General features: G+C 68.0%; 17 protein-coding genes and 3 tRNA genes. 11 read left to right on the top strand and 9 right to left on the bottom strand.

The genetic code is table 11. From position 1 onward, the window contains the following. Positions 1-324 precede the first annotated feature (324 nt). The 8 genes from U9J39_RS08025 (at position 325) to U9J39_RS07990 (ending at position 7,472) form a co-directional block, all read left to right on the top strand. Entirely contained in the window at positions 325-1,146 is an 822-nt protein-coding gene (locus U9J39_RS08025; RefSeq protein ID WP_115709606.1) for a transcriptional regulator, read from the top strand. A 74-nt stretch (positions 1,147-1,220) separates the two neighbouring features. Then, complete coding sequence (locus U9J39_RS08020; RefSeq protein WP_181461169.1) at positions 1,221-2,930, top strand: hypothetical protein; 1,710 nt, start codon at positions 1,221-1,223, stop codon at positions 2,928-2,930. A 186-nt stretch (positions 2,931-3,116) separates the two neighbouring features. After that, positions 3,117-4,238: a hypothetical protein gene (locus tag U9J39_RS08015; RefSeq protein ID WP_116312624.1), complete on the top strand. Its 1,122-nt coding sequence runs from the start codon at positions 3,117-3,119 to the stop codon at positions 4,236-4,238. 664 nt (positions 4,239-4,902) lie between these two features. Further along, positions 4,903-5,820 carry a transcriptional regulator gene (locus U9J39_RS08010; RefSeq protein WP_326346883.1) on the top strand — a complete coding sequence of 306 codons (918 nt, stop codon included), beginning with the start codon at positions 4,903-4,905 and terminating at the stop codon, positions 5,818-5,820. A gap of 196 nt (positions 5,821-6,016) precedes the next feature. Continuing rightward, positions 6,017-7,099, top strand: a complete 1,083-nt coding sequence (locus U9J39_RS08005; RefSeq protein WP_326346882.1) for an alpha/beta fold hydrolase — start codon at positions 6,017-6,019, stop codon at positions 7,097-7,099. A gap of 107 nt (positions 7,100-7,206) precedes the next feature. Then, positions 7,207-7,282, top strand: a tRNA-Asn gene (locus U9J39_RS08000). 6 nt (positions 7,283-7,288) lie between these two features. Next, positions 7,289-7,364: transfer RNA gene (locus tag U9J39_RS07995), tRNA-Gly, on the top strand. A gap of 33 nt (positions 7,365-7,397) precedes the next feature. Beyond that, a tRNA-Thr gene (locus U9J39_RS07990) sits at positions 7,398-7,472 on the top strand. A gap of 48 nt (positions 7,473-7,520) precedes the next feature. Here the strand turns inward: U9J39_RS07990 and U9J39_RS07985 are convergent. The 3 genes from U9J39_RS07985 to U9J39_RS07975 form a co-directional block, all read right to left on the bottom strand. Beyond that, the gene (locus U9J39_RS07985; protein ID WP_326346881.1) at positions 7,521-8,867 is read right to left on the bottom strand and encodes a type II toxin-antitoxin system HipA family toxin; all 1,347 of its coding nucleotides are present in this window, start codon (positions 8,865-8,867) and stop codon (positions 7,521-7,523) included. A 2-nt stretch (positions 8,868-8,869) separates the two neighbouring features. Next, positions 8,870-9,205, bottom strand: a complete 336-nt coding sequence (locus U9J39_RS07980; RefSeq protein ID WP_326346880.1) for a helix-turn-helix transcriptional regulator — start codon at positions 9,203-9,205, stop codon at positions 8,870-8,872. 193 nt (positions 9,206-9,398) lie between these two features. Continuing rightward, positions 9,399-10,112 (bottom strand): VTT domain-containing protein, encoded by a 714-nt coding sequence (locus U9J39_RS07975; protein WP_240987672.1) that lies wholly within the window; start codon positions 10,110-10,112, stop codon positions 9,399-9,401. A 218-nt stretch (positions 10,113-10,330) separates the two neighbouring features. On the opposite strand from U9J39_RS07975, the gene U9J39_RS07970 reads away from it, so the two are divergent. Next, positions 10,331-11,182 (top strand): helix-turn-helix transcriptional regulator, encoded by an 852-nt coding sequence (locus U9J39_RS07970; protein WP_115709585.1) that lies wholly within the window; start codon positions 10,331-10,333, stop codon positions 11,180-11,182. A gap of 24 nt (positions 11,183-11,206) precedes the next feature. Here the strand turns inward: U9J39_RS07970 and U9J39_RS07965 are convergent, their stop codons facing one another. The 5 genes from U9J39_RS07965 to U9J39_RS07945 all read right to left on the bottom strand — a co-directional run bounded on the left by U9J39_RS07965 (position 11,207) and on the right by U9J39_RS07945 (position 14,915). After that, positions 11,207-12,436 (bottom strand): hypothetical protein, encoded by a 1,230-nt coding sequence (locus U9J39_RS07965; RefSeq protein ID WP_115709578.1) that lies wholly within the window; start codon positions 12,434-12,436, stop codon positions 11,207-11,209. Between the two features lie 305 nt (positions 12,437-12,741). Further along, a complete protein-coding gene (locus U9J39_RS07960; RefSeq protein WP_116312609.1) occupies positions 12,742-13,254 on the bottom strand; it encodes a GNAT family N-acetyltransferase in 513 nt (170 codons plus the stop codon). A gap of 7 nt (positions 13,255-13,261) precedes the next feature. Next, positions 13,262-13,783, bottom strand: a complete 522-nt coding sequence (locus tag U9J39_RS07955; RefSeq protein ID WP_326346879.1) for a phage tail protein — start codon at positions 13,781-13,783, stop codon at positions 13,262-13,264. A gap of 37 nt (positions 13,784-13,820) precedes the next feature. Further along, positions 13,821-14,357, bottom strand: coding sequence for a phage tail protein (locus U9J39_RS07950; protein WP_115709572.1), 537 nt, complete (start codon positions 14,355-14,357; stop codon positions 13,821-13,823). A 9-nt stretch (positions 14,358-14,366) separates the two neighbouring features. Then, positions 14,367-14,915, bottom strand: coding sequence for a phage tail protein (locus tag U9J39_RS07945; RefSeq protein ID WP_115709570.1), 549 nt, complete (start codon positions 14,913-14,915; stop codon positions 14,367-14,369). A 413-nt stretch (positions 14,916-15,328) separates the two neighbouring features. Here U9J39_RS07945 and U9J39_RS07940 point away from each other — a divergent pair, with 413 nt between their 5' ends. Next, positions 15,329-19,486, top strand: a complete 4,158-nt coding sequence (locus tag U9J39_RS07940; RefSeq protein WP_442784892.1) for a putative Ig domain-containing protein — start codon at positions 15,329-15,331, stop codon at positions 19,484-19,486. A gap of 47 nt (positions 19,487-19,533) precedes the next feature. Here U9J39_RS07940 and U9J39_RS07935 read toward each other — a convergent pair whose 3' ends face one another. After that, positions 19,534-20,001, bottom strand: a complete 468-nt coding sequence (locus tag U9J39_RS07935; RefSeq protein ID WP_240987671.1) for a hypothetical protein — start codon at positions 19,999-20,001, stop codon at positions 19,534-19,536. A 251-nt stretch (positions 20,002-20,252) separates the two neighbouring features. On the opposite strand from U9J39_RS07935, the gene U9J39_RS07930 reads away from it, so the two are divergent. Beyond that, positions 20,253-21,680 (top strand): homospermidine synthase, encoded by a 1,428-nt coding sequence (locus U9J39_RS07930; protein WP_326346878.1) that lies wholly within the window; start codon positions 20,253-20,255, stop codon positions 21,678-21,680. The last annotated feature ends 23 nt before the right edge of the window (positions 21,681-21,703 follow it).

Below are 21,703 nucleotides of genomic sequence, written 5' to 3'. Positions count from 1 at the left end.
CGATGCGGCCAAAAGCGTCGGTACCCTTCATCGGAAGGGAAACTCCGGACGCGTGTGAAGCGGCCTCGCGCCGGTGCCTGCAGCGCAAATCGTGGCGGATGTAATCGACTTTCGCGCGTTTTTTCGCGCGCGAAAATGCCGCCATTCGCGCTTGCGCGTTACCCCGCGCAAGGAGGGAAACGACAGGGCAGCGCACCCCTCGCTGCGGGGGTGAGAATAAAAAGCGATGACGAGCGGGTCCGGAACCGCCGCCCTGGTGCGAGGCACCGGCACGGCGGATGCGGTGCAGCGTCCGGGCATCCTTCACTCCACCGCGGTAGAGGAATGAGAAAGAACACAGAGCCACTGACGGTCTTCACGCGCGAACAGCTGGATTCGTATTTCGCGTCGTACGTAGGGATGGAAGGCGGCAATCCAGGCGCTGCGGTCTGGTTCTGCGACAGCTCTCCGCTGCCCGGCGTGGCGCCGCTGGCGGGCCCGCTGGTTCCGCATGCGCGGCCCACCGCCTGGGATGCCGCCTACCGCTACAAGTACCGGCACCACATGGAGCGCTGGCAATCGCACCAGAGGATCGCGCGCATCATGGCCGCCGCGCGCGCCAGGGTGTTCAAGACCACCATGGGCGAGCAGGACTGGAAGCATTACTTCGACCATCACCTGTACGGCCCGCAGGGCGCCGAGTTCAAGCTCAGCCTGTTTCCGCTGCCGGCGCGGGTGACCGAAGAGATCCCGTGGTCGAAGGCGTTCCGCGGCCAGCCGGAACTGTTTCCGCGGCAGCGCTATCTCGACCTGTGCCGCGCAGGCCGGCGCTTTGCCTTTATCGACGGAATTCGCCGGTTGTGGAAGCCGAAGGTGGTGATATGCCTGGGCGAGCGCCATGCCGACGACTTCGCGCAGGCCTTCGGCCTGGCGCAGGCGCACGCCACCGACCACGTGCTGCAGCCCGCCGACCAGCCCAAGACGCTGCGCGTGCTGGAACGCGACGGCACCACGTGGCTGATCTGTCCGCCGCTGGCCGGAGCCGGGGGAATGATGTCCGACGTGCTGCTCGACGCGATGGGGCAGTACCTGTCGCGCTGGCTGCGCCCGGACGATTTCTCCGGACCCGTCATCGGCATGGCGCAGGAGCCGGTGAGCCAGCCATGAACCCTCGCCAGCGAGCGTCATGGACGCCCTCACCATGTTTCGTCGTAGCGATGTATTGATCTCAGGAGAGCAGCGTGCAAACTAAAACCCGGAACATCTTCATGCTTGGCATCATGGCAGGCGCGGCGGCAACGCTCGTGGCTTGCGGCGGCGGCGACGATTCGCCAGCGCCTTCCCAGCCGTCCCAGCCCTCTGCCACGGTAAGCGGCAAGGCGGTGGACTTCTACCTGTCGGGCTCGACCGTGACCTTCCTCGATTGCGAGAACAAGACCGCGGTCACCAATGCCACCGGCGACTTCACCTTCCCGGCAGGCTGCACCAAGAGCGCGCTGAAGCTGACCGGCGGCACCGATGTCGGCACCAACCTGCCGTTCGCCGGCGTGCTGCAGGCCCCGGCGATCGATTACCGGGAGGGCGTGACCCAGGTGGTCTCGCCGCTGACCACGCTGGCGGTGCAGCTGGGCGCAGGCCAGGTCGCGCCGCTGGCGACGGGACTGGGCCTGGCAGGCAAGGACCTGGCCACGCTTGACCCGATGCAGGATGCGCAGGCGCTGCGCGCGGCGGTCGTGGTGCAGCAACTGGTCGACCACGTCTCCAAGACCCTGACCGGCCTGGGCGCGGGCGGCACGCTGACGCCGGCGGATTCGGCCGCGGCGGCGTCGAAGGCAGTTGCCACTGCGGTGGCGAGCGCGCAGGGCACGGCGGACCTGAGCAGCGGTGCGCTGGTGGCGGGCGTGGTGTCCAGCGCCGTGCAGAACGCGCAAGCGGGGCTGCCCACCAGCCTGCAGTCGAACATCGGCGCCGTGGCCACCAATGTGGCCGCACTGGCCGCGCCGGTGATCGCCAGCGAAGTGGATAGCGTCAGCACCGCGCTGGAAGCGATCGACGTCAGCAGCAGCCCCACCGAAACGCTGTCGGCCCTGATCGAGGGCGGTTCGATCAACATCGTCACGCAGAGCGCCCAGACGGCCACGACCACGGCGCTGGTGCAGGCGGTGCCGGCTGGCGCACTGGCCAACGCGGCAAACGCGGCGGGGCTGGCACAGCTCGGCGACGCGGTATCGAGCGGCAGTGCCGCACAGATCCAGCAGGTCGCCGCGAATCTCGGCGGCGTGGTCGACGCCGGCGCCATCAACAGCGTGGCCGATGCGGTCCGGCTGAAGAACTCGCTGGTGCTGTCGAACCTGACCATCAACGGTGTGACGCAGCCGATCACCGACACCATCACCGCCACCGGCGGCTCGCTTAATGCGATCCAGGTCGGCGTGGCGCAGAATGGCGACGCCTTCAACGGCGGGCCGACGCAGGTGCGCGCCGGGCTGAGCTACACCTACAACGGCAACCAGGTCGATGTCATCATCGAGAACGTGACGCTGACCTTCAACGGCTCGCAACTGGTCGACGCAGTGGTGCCGGCCAACACCGCGTATTCGTTCCGTGTCAGCGGCAACCTGTCGGTCGCCGCAAGCCTGACCAACGCTGCTGCCGACAGCCTGTTCTCCAGCGCCAACGGCGGCTCGCTCAACCTGCCGTTCACCACCTTCCTCGGCAAGCTGCGCTCTTCCGGCGCGCTCAGCCAGGCGCAGGTCGACGCGCTCACCCCCAGGGCGACCAGCACCTTCCCGGTGACTTTCGCCACCACCACCGGCCGCCCCGGCCGGGACGTGCGCGTGGGCATGCTGGTCAACAACGACGTCGCCTTCGCCAAGACGGCGCTGGTCAAGACCGACGCCGAGATGGTGGTCGGCGACGGCCTCAAGACCACGGTCACGCTCAACCCGTGACCGGCGCGTAGCGCCGCAGCAAAGGCCTTCCGCCCGCACGGGGAAGGCCAGGCTCCCGGTCATCCGGACGCGCGGTGCGTGTGGCATGCGTCGCGCCCACGATGACCGGGTCATGTTGTGTCTGCGCCGGCCGCTTCCGCGGAACGCGCCGCGCATGAGGCTCGCCCAGTGGCCTCGGAGTTTCCTATGCAGCTGCTTCGAAAGCGCCGGCTGGACCAGGCCTGCGCCCTGATGCTGGGGCTGGGTGCCGTCGGTACCGCCAGCGCCGCCCCGGACGATGTGTTCATGCAAGCCGAGCCAGCCACCGGCGAGTTCAGCTCGGTGCGGGTGGAGGCCAGCTACGACATGGTCAACCGCAGCGTCGATGTGTTCAACCTGCGCGGGCGCCAGGGCCCGGTGTCGGACAACGCGGGCGACTACCGCGGCGGCAAGCTGATGCTGGGCTACAAGTTCTCGCCGCACTGGTCGGGATCGGCCACCTACTGGCGCCGCGGCATCGAGTACGGGCAGGACCGCAACCACATCGATACCTGGATGGTGGCGATGCACTATGACCCGCTGGCCGAGGCCGGCGCGCGCGATCGCATCATGCTGCGTTTCTCGCTGTGGGGCGACCACGCCGGCAGCCTGAACCGCTCGTCGCCGGTGATGGTGCGCAACACCACGTTCAACAGCCTCACCGTGAACAACGCCAATGATGTCCAGGCCCAGGCCGACGTGATCTTCTCCGGCGAGCTGAGCGAGCGCAACCAGCTCACCGGCTTTGTCGGGCTTGGCATCAGCCGCGTCACGGTCGGCAGCCTCAATACCCGGCTGCAGCGCGGCAACTGCAATTTCAATGTTGCCATCGGCTCGGACAATCTCGCCAACGGCCAGCTGGCGGCGCCCTGCAACGTGGGCAACGTCACGCTGCAGTCGGCCTCGTTCTCCGTCAACGCCAGCCAGTTCGGGCTGGATTTCAACGACGATTTCAACTACACCGCCGGCTACCTGAACCTGGGCGCATCCTGGCGCTGGAAATACGACCGCTTCGCGGCGCGCCTGGGCTACCAGTTCCAGTACCTGCTGCGCAGCAATGTCGACAGCCGCGCCGAGACCTATGGCAACGCGCCGATCAAGTCCAACCATACGCTGGGGCTTGAACTGTCGTACGGGGTGGCCAAGAACGTGGAGGTGTTCCTGCGCGGGCAGGCCTCCCTGTACAACTTCGTCGGCACCATCCCGTTCCTCTACAACGCGACCACTGCCGGCAAGCTGGACCGCTACTACGGTTACGGCTCGATCGGCATCCGGTTTTCCGGGTTCTGACCCGCACCCGGGCGGCACCGCCCGGTTCCGTTAATCCGTCAGCTGTTTTTTATCCCCTCCGTCGAGGGGATGGAAAATCGCACCCAAAATATATTGCGCCGCAGCAGATCGCTTATTTCAGACCTTAGAAGATTGAAATTCCTATATCCAGGGTCATTGGATAAAATCATCTCAATCGAGAAAGGGCCATAGAGTCCAATATCAGTCGAGCCGGCACCGGCATGGTGCGTTTGGTGAGCGGCGGGTGGTTTATCCGGTGCGCAACACCTCGGCCAGGTTTGAAACATTTGTAATTTTTTGTATTTTCTGGGGGAAGTAAAATAATGAATATGCTTCGGCCTGTTTAAATCCGCACGGACGTAATGCGTCTAGTCGGGGGCCAGCAGTGGCTCCCGAGATTCCCGCCACCGGACCGCCTGCCACGGCGGCCGCGCGCCGGGACACGCCTGTTCCCATCACGCAAGCGGGCAGTTCAGGACATTATAAAAACCGATGGATGCATGCCGCTCGGGGGAGGGGCATCGCGCGTCCGTCTATTTCCCAGCCTAAAAAGAATTTGCTTATGACCACGGCAGTACGTACGCCCGTCGCGGCGGCGGCATGTTGCGGCATTAAATATTGGGGGTCCCACTAAGCAGCAAGGGATAACATGCAGCATTCACGGATGTTCACGCGTCAGGAACTGGACCGGTATTTTGCCTCCTACGTCGGAATGGAGGGCGGCAATCCAAGGGCTGCGGTCTGGATATGCGACCGAAGCCCGGCGTGGTCGGAGCCTATCGTCGCGCCGCTTAATCCGCAGCTGGCACCACCGGCCTGGGACGCCGTGTACCGCCAACAACATCGACAAGACATGGCCAGGTGGTTCGGCCACCAGTGCGTGGCGCGCATCATGGCCGCCGCGCGGGCCGAGGCGCTTGGGGTGCGGCTCGGCGACAACGACTGGGAACATTACTACTGGAGCCATCTCTACTCGCCGGCCGGCGCAGAATTCAGGCTGAGCCTGTTTCCGCTGCCTGCCCATGTCGACGGCAGAACCACGTGGTCCAAGGCGTTCCGCGGCCAGCCGGAACTGATTCCGCAGAAGCGCTATGTCACGTTGTGCCGGCAGGGTGAACGCTTCCGCTTCATCGCCAGGACCTGCGAGCGCTGGCGGCCGAAGGTGGTCATCTGCCTGAGCCACCGCCATACCGACGAATACCTCGAAGCGTTCTCGCTGGAGGGCATCGCGGGCGAAGAGCATGCGCTGCGGCCGGCGGACCAGGCCAGGCGGCTGCACCTGTTCACCCGCGGCGAAACGACGTGGATCATCTGTCCGGCCATCGGCGGCAGCGCCGGCATGACCTCGCAGGTCCAGCTCGATGCGTTCGGCAAGTTCATCGGCGCGCGCCTGGCAGCAAGCGACTTCAAGCACTGTCTCGAACTGGAGGCGCAGCAGGCACCGGCCCGGCCGGAGCGCCAGCCGGAGCGGTATGCCGTGCTGCCTGTCGAGGTCGCCGGTCACGATCTGGGGCATCGCATCCGCCCGGGCCTTGGCTGGAGCGAACCCGCCACGACGGGGAAGTTCGAGAGCTACGCCTAGCGCTGCCCGGCAGCGGCCGGCGCTTTGTATCGCCGCTGGATAGCGCCCGTTGGGCATCGCCTTTTTGTATCGCCGTACAGGACCTTCCCGGTCCGGATACACGGCGATACACAAGGCCCCGGTTTCAGACACATGCCGCTTGCGTCGGCCTCCTAGACTTGCGTCCGGACTCACACCACGCATACAGGAGAACAACATGTCGAACGCCATCAACCTGCCCCGTCGGGGCTTTCTGGGTGCTGCCGCGGTGACGCTGGCGGCCGGTTCGCTGGGCCTGCCGCGCGCGGCGCGCGCACAGGCCGGCGTGTCGAGGGCCGGCGCCTTGCCCGCCATCACGCCGGGCACGCATACGCGCTTTGCTTCGATCCGGCAGGTCGACGCCGGCGTGCTCAACGTCGGCTACGCCGAGGCCGGCCCGGCCGACGGGCCGGTGGCCCTGCTGCTGCACGGCTGGCCCTATGACATCCACAGTTTCGCGGACGTGGCACCGCTGCTGGCGGCGCGCGGCTATCGGGTGATCGTGCCTTACCTGCGCGGCTATGGCTCGACCACCTTCCTGTCGGCCGACACCCTGCGCAACGGCCAGCCTTCTGCGATCGCCACCGACATGATCGCGCTGATGGATGCGCTCAAGATCCAGAACGCCGTGGTGGCGGGCTTCGACTGGGGCGCGCGTACCGCCGACATCATGGCCGCGCTGTGGCCGCAGCGGGTGCGGGCACTGGTGTCGGTCAGCGGCTACCTGATCGGCAGCCAGGCCGCCGGCCGGCAGCCGCTGGCACCGGAAGCCGAGTTGCAGTGGTGGTACCAGTTCTATTTCGCCACCGATCGCGGACAGGCTGGCTACCGGCAATACACCCACCAGTTCGCCAAACTGATCTGGAAACTGGCGTCGCCGAAGTGGGACTTCGATGACGCCACCTTCGCGCGCAGCGCCGCGGCGCTCGACAACCCCGACCACGTCGCCATCACCATCCACAATTACCGCTGGCGCCAGGGCCTGGCCGCCGGCGAGGCCCGGTTCGACGCGATCGAGCAGCGGCTGGCCACGGCGCCTGCCATCGGCGTACCCACCATCACCATCGAGGGCGATGCCAACGGCGCGCCGCATCCGAAGCCGAGCGCCTATGCCGGCAAGTTCACCGGCTGGTACGAGCACCGGACCCTGAACGGCGGGGTGGGCCACAATCCGCCGCAGGAAGCGCCCACGGCGTTCGCGCAGGCGGTGATCCACGTCGACCGGCAGGCGCCAGGGCGTGGCTTGCGCGGCGCGGCGTGACCGCTGGCGCGAGTCCAAACGCAACGGTGCAAAAGCTTTCAAAACGGGGCTTTCAATTCGGCGCGATGATGTTGTAGAATTCGCGCTTCGCCGAAAACGCGATATGTTCCCCGATAGCTCAGTCGGTAGAGCGACGGACTGTTAATCCGCAGGTCCCTGGTTCGAGCCCAGGTCGGGGAGCCAAAGTACGCGGGAGTAGCTCAGTTGGTAGAGCGCAACCTTGCCAAGGTTGAGGTCGCGAGTTCGAGACTCGTCTCCCGCTCCAGATGATTCCGCGTGGTCCCACGCCGGAATACCCGCCCATGTGGCTCAGTGGTAGAGCACTCCCTTGGTAAGGGAGAGGTCGGCAGTTCGATCCTGCCCATGGGCACCACTTCCTTCCGGTTTCGTTCCCGATGCCTGCGCTGGCGTCCGCCCGCGCTCACAGGTCCGTCTCGGCCCGCGCCGACAGCTTGCGGTTGTGCCGGCGCATGCCGTCGAAGATCGCGTCGGCCACATCCAGCGGAAAGTCCGCCGGCAATGCGGAGGCCACTGTGTCGATGACCTGCGCGGTCTGCCCGGTCACGTGGTCCAGGATGGCCTCCACCTCGGCCGGAGAAAAGCCGATGCGCTGTCCCTGTGCAAACCAGTGGCGCGCGCGGATCTCATGGATGGCGTAGTGGGTATTCCGGCCATGCAGCGCCATCGCCAGCCGCGCCTTCTGCGGCGCCAGCTGGTTGCGGCCGCGGCCGATCACCGGGTGCGCCGACAGCACGTCGTACAGCGGCGTCGCCTCATACTGGCTGCCCGGCAGGTGGCTGATGCTGAAGTTCTTGGCATGGCCGTCGGTTGCGGCCAGCAGCCAGAACACCACCTGCGCCATGAAGAAATGCCGGCGGTCGGCGGCCGCAGCGCGCGAGCCGGACAGGATCTCGGCAATCTGCCGGATGCCGGGTCCGCCGTCGGACTCGTATTTCTGCAAGGCCGAGGTCCCGGTGGCCTGGCACATGTCTTCCTGCGGCAGGCGCAGCAGCCAGGTGCCGCGACTCGACGGCCTGCGGTCGAAGCGTTCGACCACCAGCGCCTTGGTGCCGGCAAAGCGGGCGATCTCGCACTGCGCCACCGGCAGGCCATAAGCAGCCACGATCTGCGCGCACAGCCATTCGTTTTCGACCGAGGTGCGCATGTCGGCGCGCATATTGCCCACCAGTCCGAGCGGCAGCTTGAAGATGTGCGTGGTCGGCGTGCTGCCCTGGGGCAGCTGCCATTGTCCGCGCCAGCGCAGCAGCGCGGTCTTCTCCTGCGCGCCGGCGATCGACAGCCGCAGGTCGTCGATGGGCTCGCGATGGCCGAGCACGGGCGCCGACGTGGTTTCGTGCAGTAGCGTCGCGATCTCGTCTTCCGTGAGCGCGCGGCCGCTGACCGTCTGCAGTGCCTCGGGCGCTTCGCCGGGCGGCAGCATCTGGATGGCGCCGACGCAGTCGCGCCCCACCTTGTCCAGCAGCGCGAAGGCGTCGGTGCCGCCGGCCCGGTAGCGCGCCGCGATGCGGCGCCGGATGACATCGCTGTCGGGCAGCAGGTTGTCGAAATAGTTGGCCACCGCGGGGCCGCGGTGCGGCTGGTTGCCAGGTGTGAACGGCAGCGACAGCGACAGCGGGCGTCCTTGCGGGTCGGCGATCCAGTCTTCGCGATAGGCCAGCCGGTCACCACCGGTCCCGGTTTCCCAATGGCCGACCGGGATGCCGTTCATCCACAGGTCGAGGCGGTTGCCTTGCCGCGCGCGCGCCATGGTCACCAGTCCTCGCGCGCGCGCCGGCCAGTCGCGGGGCGGGGCGGCTGCTCGGTCTTGTTTGCCGGCGCCCTGGGCTTGGCCTGGGCTCGGACTGGTGCGGGCTGCGCGGTGGCGCCGGCGTCCGCCTGCGACAGCACGAGTTCGACGCCGAGCACGCGCAGCACCCGCAGCAGGCGTTCGACGCTGACGGCGGCGGGGTTGGCTTCCAGTTCGGCATAGGTCTGCTGCGTGACCCCGAGGTGCTCTGCCATCACGGCCTGGGTCATGCCGCGCGACTTGCGGAAGCCCTGAAGAATCGGACGCAACTGGTGGACGGTCTTGATGGCGTAGGGCATGGCGCGGTCCCGGAGCCGGCCGGCGGCCGGACAGATACAGGATATTGCCTGTTTCCTGTATTTACAAGCTTTGACCTGTTATTTTTGAAAACAGGCTATTACCTGTATTAGTGGATTACCGGGCAAAACCTGTGAGAGGTCCGGGCGCAGCCAAGCGGCCGCGGTGGCGCAAACGCCCCGCATACCAGTCATGTCAGCGCTGGGGCAGGCGGCGTGAGCGTTGCCTGCGCGCTCGCAGCGCCAGGCCGGCCGCGACCGCCACCACTGCGAGGACACCGACGGCGACAAGGAAGTGCAGGGGCTGGTCGATGGCAAGGCTTTCGCCCGCGACCACGATGCCGAACGCATAGCCGGCTTCGGCGAGGGCCATGGCCGCGAGGAAATTCAGGAAGGGGTAGCGCATGGTGCCGAACAGGTAGCCGGGGATCTCAGAAGGCACCGCGATGCAGAACAGCAGCACCGCCCAGAACTTCATCCGCTTCGACACATAGCCCCGGTATTTCTCCAGCTTGTCCGCGTAGCCGATACGGGCGAGCAGCGGACCGGCCAGGCGGCCGATGCCGAAGGCCGCGCACGCGCCCACCAGCCAGCCGCCCCACAGCAGCAGCACCGTCAGCGGCTTGCCCCATACTTCGCTCGCCACCGGCACCAGCACTACGCTCGAGGCAAAGGCCAGCATCGCCGAAACGGCCGAGAACACGAAGAACACCAGCGCCCCCGCGACGGGGTGCTGTGCCATGATCTCGCGCGCCCAGCCAACCGCCTGTTCGACCAGTTCCTTGAACGCGGGCGACATCGCGACCGCGACCACCAGCACGGCCAAGGTGCCGACTGCCAGCCAGAACCAGAGCGCGTGCCGGAGGGTGTGCCGCTTCCCAGACAATGTGGCAGACAATTTGCTCAGCATATGAAAATTTAGAACGCGGGGCCGGGGGCAAAGTTTCGGCACCGGAGCAGTCGCCGGGTGGCCGCGACAGGCCGGGCGGGTTGCGGCGCACTCGCGTGGCGCCGCCGCATGTCGCCTCCGCGTGCGGCACGCTACAATCCGACGGTCTGGCATTTTCATCATTCTTGTCGTTACCCTTCTTGTCGTTACCCTTGTGCCGCCGCAGGCGAAAGGCAAGCATGCGCCCCTCACCGACCGCCCTGACGTCAGAGGACAAGAAGCTGCAGGCATTCCGGGATGAAGTGATCTCCCTGTACGAGCACGAATCCGACCTGCGCGCGCTGCCGGAAGTGCTGTTCCCCAGCGTGGCCAGGCTTACCGACGGCGACGTCGTCGCCTATGCCGAATTCCACCATCGCAGCCAGGAGTTCCGCGCGCTGGTCTCGATGGACGACGACCCCGGCGCGCGGGCGCGCGGCATGCAGGCCTTCGCCAGGCACCGCCACACCCATCCGTTCTGGCAGTACGACCCCGCGTTCTATGGCGAACGCGCCTTGCGCGAATCGGATTTCTTCAGCGATGACGAATTCATGGCGCTGCCGATGGCGCGGGAAGCCTTGCTGCCGTCGAATGCGCGGCGGCTGCTGGCGATCGTGTTCGAGCACGAGGGCTATGTGGTCACCGTGGTGAGCCTTCGCGTCAGCGGCAGCCCGCCGTTCAGCGACGGCGACCGCGACCGCCTGCAGGCGCTGCGCCCGCATTTGCTGCGCTGCTATCGCCAGGCGCAGCAGCGCACCGTCGCCAGGCTGGGGCCGGCCGAACGCCTGCGGCTGGCATTTCCGACCCTGACGCCGCGCCAGCTCGAGGTGTGCGGATGGCTGGCGCAAGGCAAGTCGAACGAGGACATCGCGACCATCCTCGGCGTCAGCGTCGACACCGTGAAGGTGCATGCGCGCGTGATCTACGACAAGGTCGGCGCGGGCGGGCGGCACGGCGTAGTGGCGATCGCCCACACCGTCCCGCCGTTTTCGCAATGGCCGCCGCTGTGGACCTTGCAGGCGGCCGCCCCCGCGCAAGGGACGGCCGCCTGAGCGTGGCGCTGGCTGGCCGGAACGCTACAACCTGAGCGACGGCCGCGCCGCGCTCGCCTTGCCGGCCAGCGGGCTGGTCCCGGTCTTCAGCGTGCGCTGGCTTTGCGGCGGATAGACCGTGGCGGTGATCTCAGGCAGCGGGTCCTGCACGCTGGCGCCGACCGTGTTCATGTTGTTGACCACCTGGAACGTGGTGAGGGTCGGCACGGCTTGCCACCAGACTCCGGTCGTGGTCACGTCGGGCTTGTCGATGTCGAACCGCTTGGCGATGGTGGTGGCTTCGGTGATCGACAATTCCTCGGTGAACGACACCGAATAGGACAGCGTCAGGTTGATCTTGGCGCTGAACACGCCGATATCGAAACCCGACTCCAGCCCCAGGCTGACGCCAAGGGTTTGGGTTTCGCTGTCGGTGATGCTGACGCCGGTGGTCACGTCGACCTCGTAGCCGGTGTCCAGGCCGGGCTGTCCGGTCAGCTCCACCAGCTGCTGCCACACCTGGCTGATGCCGAGGATGGTGTAGGTGCTGCTGTCGGTGCCCGGTACCAGCATGGCGAACGGCGTGCTGGCAGTGACGGTGCCCGGCATTTGCTCGCCGACGTAGGTTGGCGCGGGCGGCTGGTCCGGCGCGCCGTAGGGCGTCGCCGGCGGCGTGTCGAGCGTCACGGTGCTGGCGCCGCCGATGAACACCGGGCCGCTCGGTCCCCAGTTGCTGATAGCGCCCGACGGCTGCAGCGCAAAGCCCTGGGTGGCGGTCTGGTCGGCGCCGTTGGTCAGCAGCACCGACTGCACCATGCCGCAGAACGGATACGAGTAGCTGTCCCAGAACGCGCCCACATAGCTGGTGCCGTCGGCCACCGGTGGCTGCAGCGGATTGCCGGACACCGGCACCGATTGCACCTGCACCCCGTTGACCAGTCCCACCAGGCTCTGGCCCTGGGTCCAGATCATTTCCACCAGGCTCCACTGGTCGGTCGGGATCTGCCCGGCCTGGAAGGTGTAGCGGTTGCCGGCGTTGTCCCATACCTCCGGATAGAGCATCGGCACGTCGCCATCGCCGGTGCCGACGCCCAGGATCAGCGATTGGCTGAGCGAAAATACTTTCTGGTCGGCGGGCAGTCCCGCGCTGTCCACGTAGATCCAGGCCAGCACGTGCACGGTGCTTGCCTCCAGGATGATGGCTGGGGCGCCGGCATTGAACTGCACGGCGCCGGGCGATGAGAAATCGAATGCACTGACGGTTGGAGCGTTCATGGTGTTACCCCTCGGATCTCGAATCGGTCATCAAGCAACGGGAACGGCATTCACCCCCGCAACAATGTGCCGCCTTATTGATCGGGATGCGGAACGGAAGCGCGGCTGGCGGCTGAGTAGTTGCTGTGGCCCGCGCTCCGTGCAGCGATGTCGCTGTGCGTTGCGCGTTGCGCCGGACATGGATGCTGCTGGGGCAATATAGGATCGCGCCATGCCGCTCGCCATTACTCATCGGGATTAGGGCGAGCGGGCAGGGCGGGCAGGCAGGGCGGGATGAGGGTCGCTGGCAGTAAGCGGCGTTTGACTCAGGCCTGCGCGGGCCCTTCGGCAACGGAGCGTGGACCGTCCCAGACCATCCGTCGATAGATGCCGTTGTCCTGCACCGTCCGGAAACCGAGCCGCCGGTACAGCGCCTGCGCGCGGTTGTGCCGTTCCACATGCAGGTCGACGGTCTTGCCCACGCTGCCGGCCAGCGCCTGCACCGCCGCCAGCACGCTGCCGCCGATGCCCTGGTTCTGGTGTTCGGGCAGCAAGGACAGGTCGATCACGCGCAACGCGCGGGCGTTGTGCTGCAGATAGAGGCGCCCGATGGTCTCGCCGTGACGCAGCATCAGCAGGAACTCGGCATCCGGGTAGGCCCGGTAGGCGCGCTGCTGGGCGCTGAACTGCATGGCAAGGAAGCCAGCGCGCTGCGTCTCGCTCCACCCGGTGCGGTGCATTTCCGCATCCCGGGTGCTGGCGTACAGGCGTGCCAGGAAGGCGTCGTCGGTCGCGGTGACCGGCCGCAGCGCGATGCCGGGCACGGCGATGGCGTTCATCGGCGGCCTACGGACGCGGCGGATAGGCGCCGGTCAGCGCGATGCAGTACATCAGCGCGGTGCAGGGCTGCATGTTTTCGTGCGGCTGGCTGGCGCCGGCCGTGCCCACGGCCTGCGGCGACAACGTGGTCATGACCGGTGCCGGCGAGGCGTTGACGGGGATGCAGCCCTGGTTGTTGGGCAGCATGAAGCGGGCGGGCAGCCTGGCGCTGGCCTCGGTGGACACCGCGCGCGCGGTATCGCCGTAAACCGCGTGGTTGTGCGCGGGCATTTCCGCCGCGGTGAGCGTGACCGTGGCCGCGCCCTGCGGATTGCCCGGCTGGTTGTCGAGCGGCCCGGTCACCGCGCGGCCGCGCAGGTCGGGCAGGGCGAAGTTGGTGGTGCCGTTGCCGCCGTACTGGGTGCCGAGCAGCGAGAACAGCGCCGTGTTCTGCTGGATCGCCAGCAGCTGGCCGTCGCACGCGGCCCAGCCGGCCGGCGGGTAGGCGCAGCCGAAGATGCGGATTTCTCCCAGGTACTGGTCTGACATATGGCCTCCGTGGTCCAGGTTGGCTTGCGCCCGGTGCTCAGCTTTGCGACGGATAGATGCCATCCGTGGCGATGATGTAGTTCAGCGACAGCGTCGGCATCTGGTTGCTGTGCGGCTGCGTGCCGCCGCTCATGCCGAGCGTGCCGGCTGCAAAGGCGTTCTTGCCGGGCGGGTTGGCGGTGCCGGCGTCGTAGAACGCGTTGGGCGACGGCGTGGTGCCGGGCAGTACGCCCGGTCCCGGCGTCACCGTCGAGGCCATGGTGTTGGTCGCCTGGATCGGATGGGTGTGCCCGGGGATCTGGCCCGGCAGCAGCGTTATGTTCGGGCTGCCGAAGGCCTGGCCGATGGTGCGTTCGCTCAGTCCCGGACCCGCGCCCTGGCCCAGCGGCAGGTTGCCGCGCAGATCCGGCAGCCTGAAGGTGGTGGTGCCGTCGCCGCCGTAGATAGTGCCCAGCAGCGAGAACAGCATCTCGTACTGGGCAATGCTGAGCGTCTGGCCAGCGCAGAATTGCCATCCCGCCGGTGCAAAGTTGCCGGCAAACATGCGGATCTCACCCACGAAAGGTTGCGCCATGATGTCTCCTCAACCCCGGCTCGGGTAGATGCCGGCCAGCGAAATGATGTAGTTCAGCACCAGCGACGGCTGCATGTTGTCGTGCGGTTGCCCGCCGCCGGTGCTGCCGCAGGCTTCGTCCAGCCATGGCGTGAGCGAGTCGGGCGTGCCGTACAGCAGCTCACCGGGGCCGGAGATCGACGGATCGTTGGGGTTGTACAGGTTGCTGGCCGCCAGCACGCGGTCTTGCGACACGCCGACGTTCAGCGCCGTCGCCGGGCTGGAAGAGACGTTGAACGGATGGGTATGGGCTGGCACCTGCGCGGTGGTCAGCGTGACCGCCTCGACCCCGGCCATCCGGCCCTGTGCGATGCCGTCGGGATCGCGGTGCAGCGGCGTGCGGCCGCGCAGGTCGGGCAAGGCGAAATTGGTGGTGCCGTTGCCGCCGTATTGCGTGCCGAGCAGGCTGAACAGCGCCTGGTTCTGCGCGATGGACAACAAGGCGCCGTCGCACAGCGCCCAGCCCTTCGGCGCAAACGCGAACGCGCACAGCCGGATTTCCCCCAGATACTGGTCCAAGATCTGCCTCCCCGGTTGAACAACACCCAAAAGACGCGGCGCCTGCCTGCCAACGGCGTCGCGCCAACATCGATTTAATTAAATTTGATATCTGATATCAAATTTGATCAATTACGTATTGATCGATTTGACGTATTTTCTGCACCGGGCCGCATCACTACTGCGGCCCGTTCCGCAGCCCATCCCGCGCGATTCACGGACAGACCGAAGTGTTGGCGATGCCAGCGGAAAGTCAACAAAAATAACAACGCCGTCCCGAGCCGCGCCCGGCCAAGCCTCGGCGCGCCGCGCTCGACGACGGCAATGGCAACCCGCCGCAAGCCGCGGGTGTCGGGAGAAATCGGGTGTCAAGACAAGCCAGGGGTTGCGCCGGCGCTGAGCGTGCCGGGCGGACGGCGGGGGCCGTCGCACGTGTGCATCGCAGTTGGCAGGGCTGGCGTTGCCGGCTGTGGTCGCTACTGGTGGCGCTGTGGCTGGGTTTGCTGCTGGGGTCTCCCGCGCCGGCCTTTGCGGTCTCGTGCACGCTGAACATCGCCGCCACGTCCAACCAGCAAAGGGTCTATGCCTTCACCGTGGCGGACTACTCCGCCTGCGATCCGAACCAGTTCGGCATTGCCTACGACGCGTTCGGCAACGGCAACTTCGGCGCATCGACGCAGGCCACGCCCACTGTGCAGGGCGGCACGCTGTACGTCTACAACGGCAACCTGCCGAACGGCCAGAACGAAAACGGCTTTGTCTACACGCCGCCCGCCGGTTTCGTCGGCACCGACACCGCAGTCTTCTATACCAGCGACAACGGCGCGACCTGGTCGCCCGCCGGCACGGTGCACTTCAATGTCGTGGCCGGCCCGCCGACCGTGACCGCGGTTACGCCTTCGTCCGGCCCGGCCAGCGGCGGCACCGCCGTGACCGTTACCGGCACCAACTTTGTCGGCGTGACCGCGGTCAGGTTCGGCGCCGCGGCCGCATCGTTCGTGGTCAACAGCGCCACCTCGCTGAGCGCCACGGCGCCCCTTGGCACGGCCGGCACCGTCGACGTGACCGTGACCACGGCCGCCGGCACCAGCGCCATCAGCGCCGCCGACCGGTTCACCTATGTCTCGGCGCCCCCGGTGGCCAACAACGTCAGCGCCACGGTGGCGTATGGCAGCGCCGGCAACCCCATCACGCTGAACCTTACCGGCGGCGCGGCCGCCAGCGTCGGCGTGGTGTCGCCGCCCGCCCACGGCACGGCGATCGCCACCGGTACCTCGATCACCTATACGCCCACCGCGTCCTACGCGGGACCGGACAGTTTCATCTATACGGCCACCAATGCGTCCGGGACCTCGGCGCCCGCTACCGTGACCATCACCGTGGCGAGCCCGACGCTGATCTACACGCCGTCATCGCCGCCTCCAGGCTCGGTGGGAGGCGCCTACAGCCAGTCGCTGGCGGGGGCCACCGGTGGCACCGGGCCGTACACCTATGCATTGGCCTCGGGCGCGTTGCCGCCCGGCATGGCGCTGTCGAGTGCGGGTGTGCTTGCGGGGACGCCCATCGCGGGCGGCACCTTCAACTTCACGGTGCGGGCCACGGACAGCAGCACGGGGACGGGGCCTTTCAGCGTCACCAGCGGCACGCTGTCGATGGTGGTGGGCGGCGCGGCGATGAGCCTGTCGCCGGCGCCGGGGCCGCTTGGCGCGGCGGCGGGCACGCCGTTCAGCCAGGCCTTCGTCGCGAGCGGCGGTACCGCACCCTATACCTACGCGATCACGGTCAATAGCGGCACCATGCCGGCAGGGATCGCGTTCAACACCGCGACGGGCGTGTTGTCGGGTACGCCGGCCACGGCGGGGACCGTGTCGTTCACGATCCAGGCAAACGACAGCAGCGGCGGGACGGGGCCCTACAGCGTGGCCGGCGCCTATGCGCTGACCATCGCGGCGCCGACGGTCACGCTGACGCCGGCCACGCTGGCCAATCCCGCGCTGGGCATCGTGTATAGCCAGAGCGTGAGCGCGAGCGGCGGCACCGCGCCCTACACGTACAGCGTGGTCGCGGGCGCCTTGCCGCCCGGGCTGACGCTCAATGGCAGTACCGGCGCCATTGCCGGCACCACGGTGGCCGGGGGCAACTACAACTTCGCGATCCGCGCGACCGACAGCCTGGGCTTTTCGGGAAGCCGCGCGTACAGCGTCGCGATCGGCGCGCCGACCATTGCCATCCAGCCGGCCACGCTGCCGCAGGCCGCCGTCGCCGCGGCCTACAGCCAGGTCTTCACGGCCAGCGGCGGCACGGCGCCGTACACGTTCGCGATCACGGCGGGCACCTTGCCCGCCGGCATGTCGCTGTCGGCCGGCGGCGTGCTGTCGGGCACGCCGAGCGCAGGCGGCACGTACAATGTCACCGTGAGCGCCACCGACAGCAGCACCGGCACCGGCCCCTATACCGGCAGCCGCGCCTATACGCTGACGGTGAGCGCCCCGGCGCTGAGCCTGTCGCCCGCGACGCTGCCTGCGCCTGTCGCAGGGGCTTCGTACAGCCAGGCGTTTGCCGCCGGCGGCGGCACCGCGCCGTACACCTTTGCCGTCGCGGCCGGATCGCTGCCCGCCGGGCTGTCGTTGAACCCGTCCACCGGTGTGCTGAGCGGTACGCCGTCGGCGGCCGGCAGCCATACGTTCACGGTGCGCGTGACCGACAGCAGCACCGGCACCGGCGCCCCGTACAGCATCAGCCGCGTCTATACGTTGGCGACGGGGCAGGGCATGCCTTCGGCACCGCCGGTGGCGGTGACCACGCTGTCGAATGCGTCGGTGACGATCCATGCAGCCGCCAACGCCGCCAACGGGCCTTTCTCCGGCGTCAGCATCGTCACGCCACCGAGCAGCGGCAGCGCCGTGGTGAACGGACTGGACATCGTCTATACGCCGGTGCCGACCGCGTCGGGCCCGATCACGTTCACGTATGCGCTGGTCAACAGCGCGGGGACCTCGGCGCCGGTGCCGGTGACCGTCACGGTCAATGCGGTGCCGGTGCCGGTGGCGCAGAAGCAGGTGTCGACGCTGGCGGGCCGGCCCGTCGACATCGACGTGACCGAGGGCGCCAGCGGCGGGCCGTTTACCGGTGCCGCGATCGTGTCGGTGGTGCCTGCCGAGGCCGGCACCGCCACCGTCGCCAGCGCCGCGCCGAAGACGCCGGCCGCCGACGGCAGGCAGCTCGCCGCCACCGCTTACACCGTCAACTTCGTGCCGGCGGCTGCTTTCGCCGGCACCGCGGTGGTGACCTATACGCTCAGCAATGCCGTGGCGACGTCGTCGCCGGCGCTGATCCAGGTGGCCGTGGCGGCGCGCCGGGATCCGTCCACCGATCCCGACGTGGTCGGGCTGGTCAACGCGCAGATCCAGGCGGCGCGGCGCTTCGCCACCGCGCAGATCGCCAACTACAACCAGCGCCTGGAGGCGCTGCACGGCAAGGGCAGGGCGCCGTCAGGCAACCAGATCTCGGTGGTGATGCCGCGCGCCCAGGCCGATCCGGAACGCTGCCAGGCGGTCGAAGGCTTCGCCGCGCGCGATGCCTGCCTGCGCGGCACGGCCTCGACCGGCCAGCGCGGACGCGGGCCCGACCCCGCGACCAACTCCCGTGCCGCGCGCGCGACCGCCGAGGCCAGCGCTGGCGCCGGCAACGCCCCGGACCTTCCCGGCGGCGCTGATCCCGGCAGCGACGCCGACGCGGCTGGCGCGGACGACACCGACGACGCGCGCCTGGCATTCTGGACCGCGGGCACCGTCGACTTCGGCTTCGCCAACGCGGGGACGCAGCGCTCGGGCTTTCGCTTCACCACGGGTGGCGTGACCGCCGGGGTCGACTATCGCTTCTCCGACCAGCTCACGCTCGGCATCGGCTTCGGCTATGGCCGCGACAGCACCGAGGTGGGTTCGGCCGGCACGCGCAGTACCGCGGACAGTTTCAGTGCCGCGCTGTATGGCAGCTACCGGCCGCAGCCATCGCTGTTTGTCGACGGCGTCGCCGGCTATGGCTCGCTCAGCTTCGACTCGCGCCGCTGGGTCGGTGACGAAAGCGCGTTCGCCTACGGCAAGCGCGACGGGCACCAGATCTTTGCCTCGCTGTCGGCGGGATACGAGTATCGGAGCGAGGCGTGGCTGGTCTCGCCGTACGGACGGCTGTCGGTCTCCGACAGCACGCTCGACCCGTTCACCGAGACCGGCGCCGGCTTCAGCGCGCTGAAGTATTTCGGCCAGACCGTGACCACGGTGTCCGGCACGCTCGGGCTGCGCACGGAATACGCCACGTCGACGCGATGGGGGCTGTTCCTGCCGTTCGCGCGGCTGGAGTACCAGCATGATTTCAGCGGCCAGAGCGCGGCCGGGCTGGCATACGCTGACCTTGCCGGCACCGGCCCCGCCTACACGGTGGGCAACGCGCCATACGGGCGCGACCGCCTGCAACTGGGACTGGGCGGCAAGCTGCGCAGGCGCTCGATGACGTTTGGGCTCGACTACAACGTGATGGTTGGCATGGGCGGGCTGCAGCAGGGCGTGCGGCTGACGTTCGCGGCGCCGTTCTAGACGGTAGGCCACGCGCCCGTGCTGCTGTCCGCGCTCAGGTAGCGCGCTCAGCGCCCCATGCCGGTTCCAGGCGCGCCGCCCGACGGTCCGGTGGTGCCGGTACCGCCGCTGCCCGTGCTGGGCGCGTCCAGTCCGCCGCTACGCGTGGTTCCCGAGCCGGTCACGGACGGCGAACCGGTCGAGCCGGAGGGCGCGGCCACGCCCGATGCCCCCGCCGCGCGGCCCGCGCCGGCGTCGGTGCCATGCCGCTTGCCGGCCGAAGAGCGCGAGCTGCCGTGCGTGTCGCCGCTGGTGGCCTTGCCGCCGCCGTCGGTCATGCTGGTGCCGGTGCCGGGCGTGCCCGGGCTGCCCGGCGTGCCGGTCGTTCCTGACGGGCCCGTGCCGGCGCTGCCGCCGCCCGAGCTGCCGCCCGAGCCACCGCCACCACCGGCGCCACCGGCGCCCTGCGCCAGTGCCGCACCGCTTGCCAGCGCCGTGCAGGCAAGCCATGCCATCATCCATGTCCGAGCTTTCATCGTCGTCTCCTTGCGTTGGAAGCACGGTAGCCGCAAGGGGCGTTCCAGCCCGGCGCGCATGCTGCCGCGCACACCGTTGCAAGGTTTGCCGGTGTCAGGCGGCAAGAGTTACCTGAGGCCACATCGGTTGGTGTGCGCGGCAGCAGGCAGCGGCATATCGCTGCGCATGGCGCAACCCCGGCGACCGGCATGCGGATTGCTTATGAGAAATAAAAGTCATCTCCGCGGCAGCGGTATCTCGGGAGCACGCGATGGACGCGCCGGCAACCACTTTCAAGAAATTCGGCCGACTGGACGGCCGCATGCTGATCGTTGGTTTCGGCAGCATCGCGCGTTCCGTGTTGCCGGTGCTGCTGCGCCATCTCGACATCACGCCGGCGCAGATCACCGTGATCTGTCCGGCTGGCAACGATCTCTCGGTTGCGCAGGGTTATGGCATCCGCGTGGTGACCAAGGCGCTGACCGAGGAGAACCACAAGCAGGTGCTGCAGGACCTCGTCGGCGACGGTGACTTCCTGCTGAACCTGTCGGTCAATGTCTCGAGCGAGGCGCTGGTGCGCTATTGCTGGGAGCACGGCGCGCTGTACCTGGATACCTCGATCGAGCCGTGGGCAGGCGCGGCCACGGACCCGGACGCGCCGCTGTCACGCCGCAGCAACTATGCCCTGCGCGAAGGCCTGCTGGCGTTCCGCCTCGACAAGCGCGACGGCCCCACCGCGGTCCTGACGCAGGGCGCCAACCCCGGCCTGGTGTCGGCGCTGGTCAAGCAGGCGCTGGTCAATATCGCTGCGGACAACGACGTCGACCATGAGCGGCCGGCCAGTTTCGAGGACTGGGCGGCACTGGCCCGCCAGCTCGATATCCGCGCCATCCACATCGCCGAGCATGACACCCAGGTGGGCGACCGGCGCAAGGTAGCCAACGAGTTCATCAATACGTGGTCGGTCGACGCCTTCATCGAGGAAGGGCTGCAGCCGGCGGAACTGGGCTGGGGCACGCACGAGCGGCACTGGCCCGCGGACGCGCGGCGGCACGGGTTCGGCTCGGATGCGGCGGTGTACCTGACGCGCCCGGGATTCGGCACGCGCGTGCGCAGCTGGACGCCGCTCGGTGGCCCTTACCACGGCTTTCTGATCACGCACGGCGAGTCGATCTCGATTGCCGATCACCTGACCCTGCGCGACAACGGCGAAGTCGTCTACCGGCCGACGGTGCACTACGCCTACCATCCTTGCGACGACGCGCTGCTGTCGATCGACGAACTGATGGGCAACGGCGGGCGCAAGCAGGACCACCAGCGCATCCTGCGCGACGACATCGTCGCCGGCAGGGATGAGCTCGGGGTCTTGCTGATGGGCAATGCGCGCGGCGCCTACTGGTACGGCTCCAGGCTGGCCACGGACCAGGCCCGGCAGTTGGTGGATCACAACACCGCCACCAGCCTGCAAGTGGTTGCCGGCATCCTGGGCGGCGTGGTCTGGGCGCTGGAGCATCCGCGCGCGGGCGTGGTCGAGCCCGATGACCTGGATTACGAAACCGTGCTGCGCATCGCGCGTCCCTACCTGGGCGAGCTGGTCGGCGTCTATGCCGACTGGACGCCGCTGGCGCAGCACTCGCAGCTGTATCCGGAAGCGGGCGACGAAGACCCCTGGCAGTTCGTCAACGTGCGCGTGCCGTAGGCGCACGCCAGGCGCAACCGGAG

Source organism: Cupriavidus sp. SS-3 (assembly GCF_035818815.1).
In the GTDB taxonomy this organism is placed as follows: domain Bacteria; phylum Pseudomonadota; class Gammaproteobacteria; order Burkholderiales; family Burkholderiaceae; genus Cupriavidus; species Cupriavidus taiwanensis_C.
This window is presented reverse-complemented; position numbering and strand designations above follow the sequence as displayed.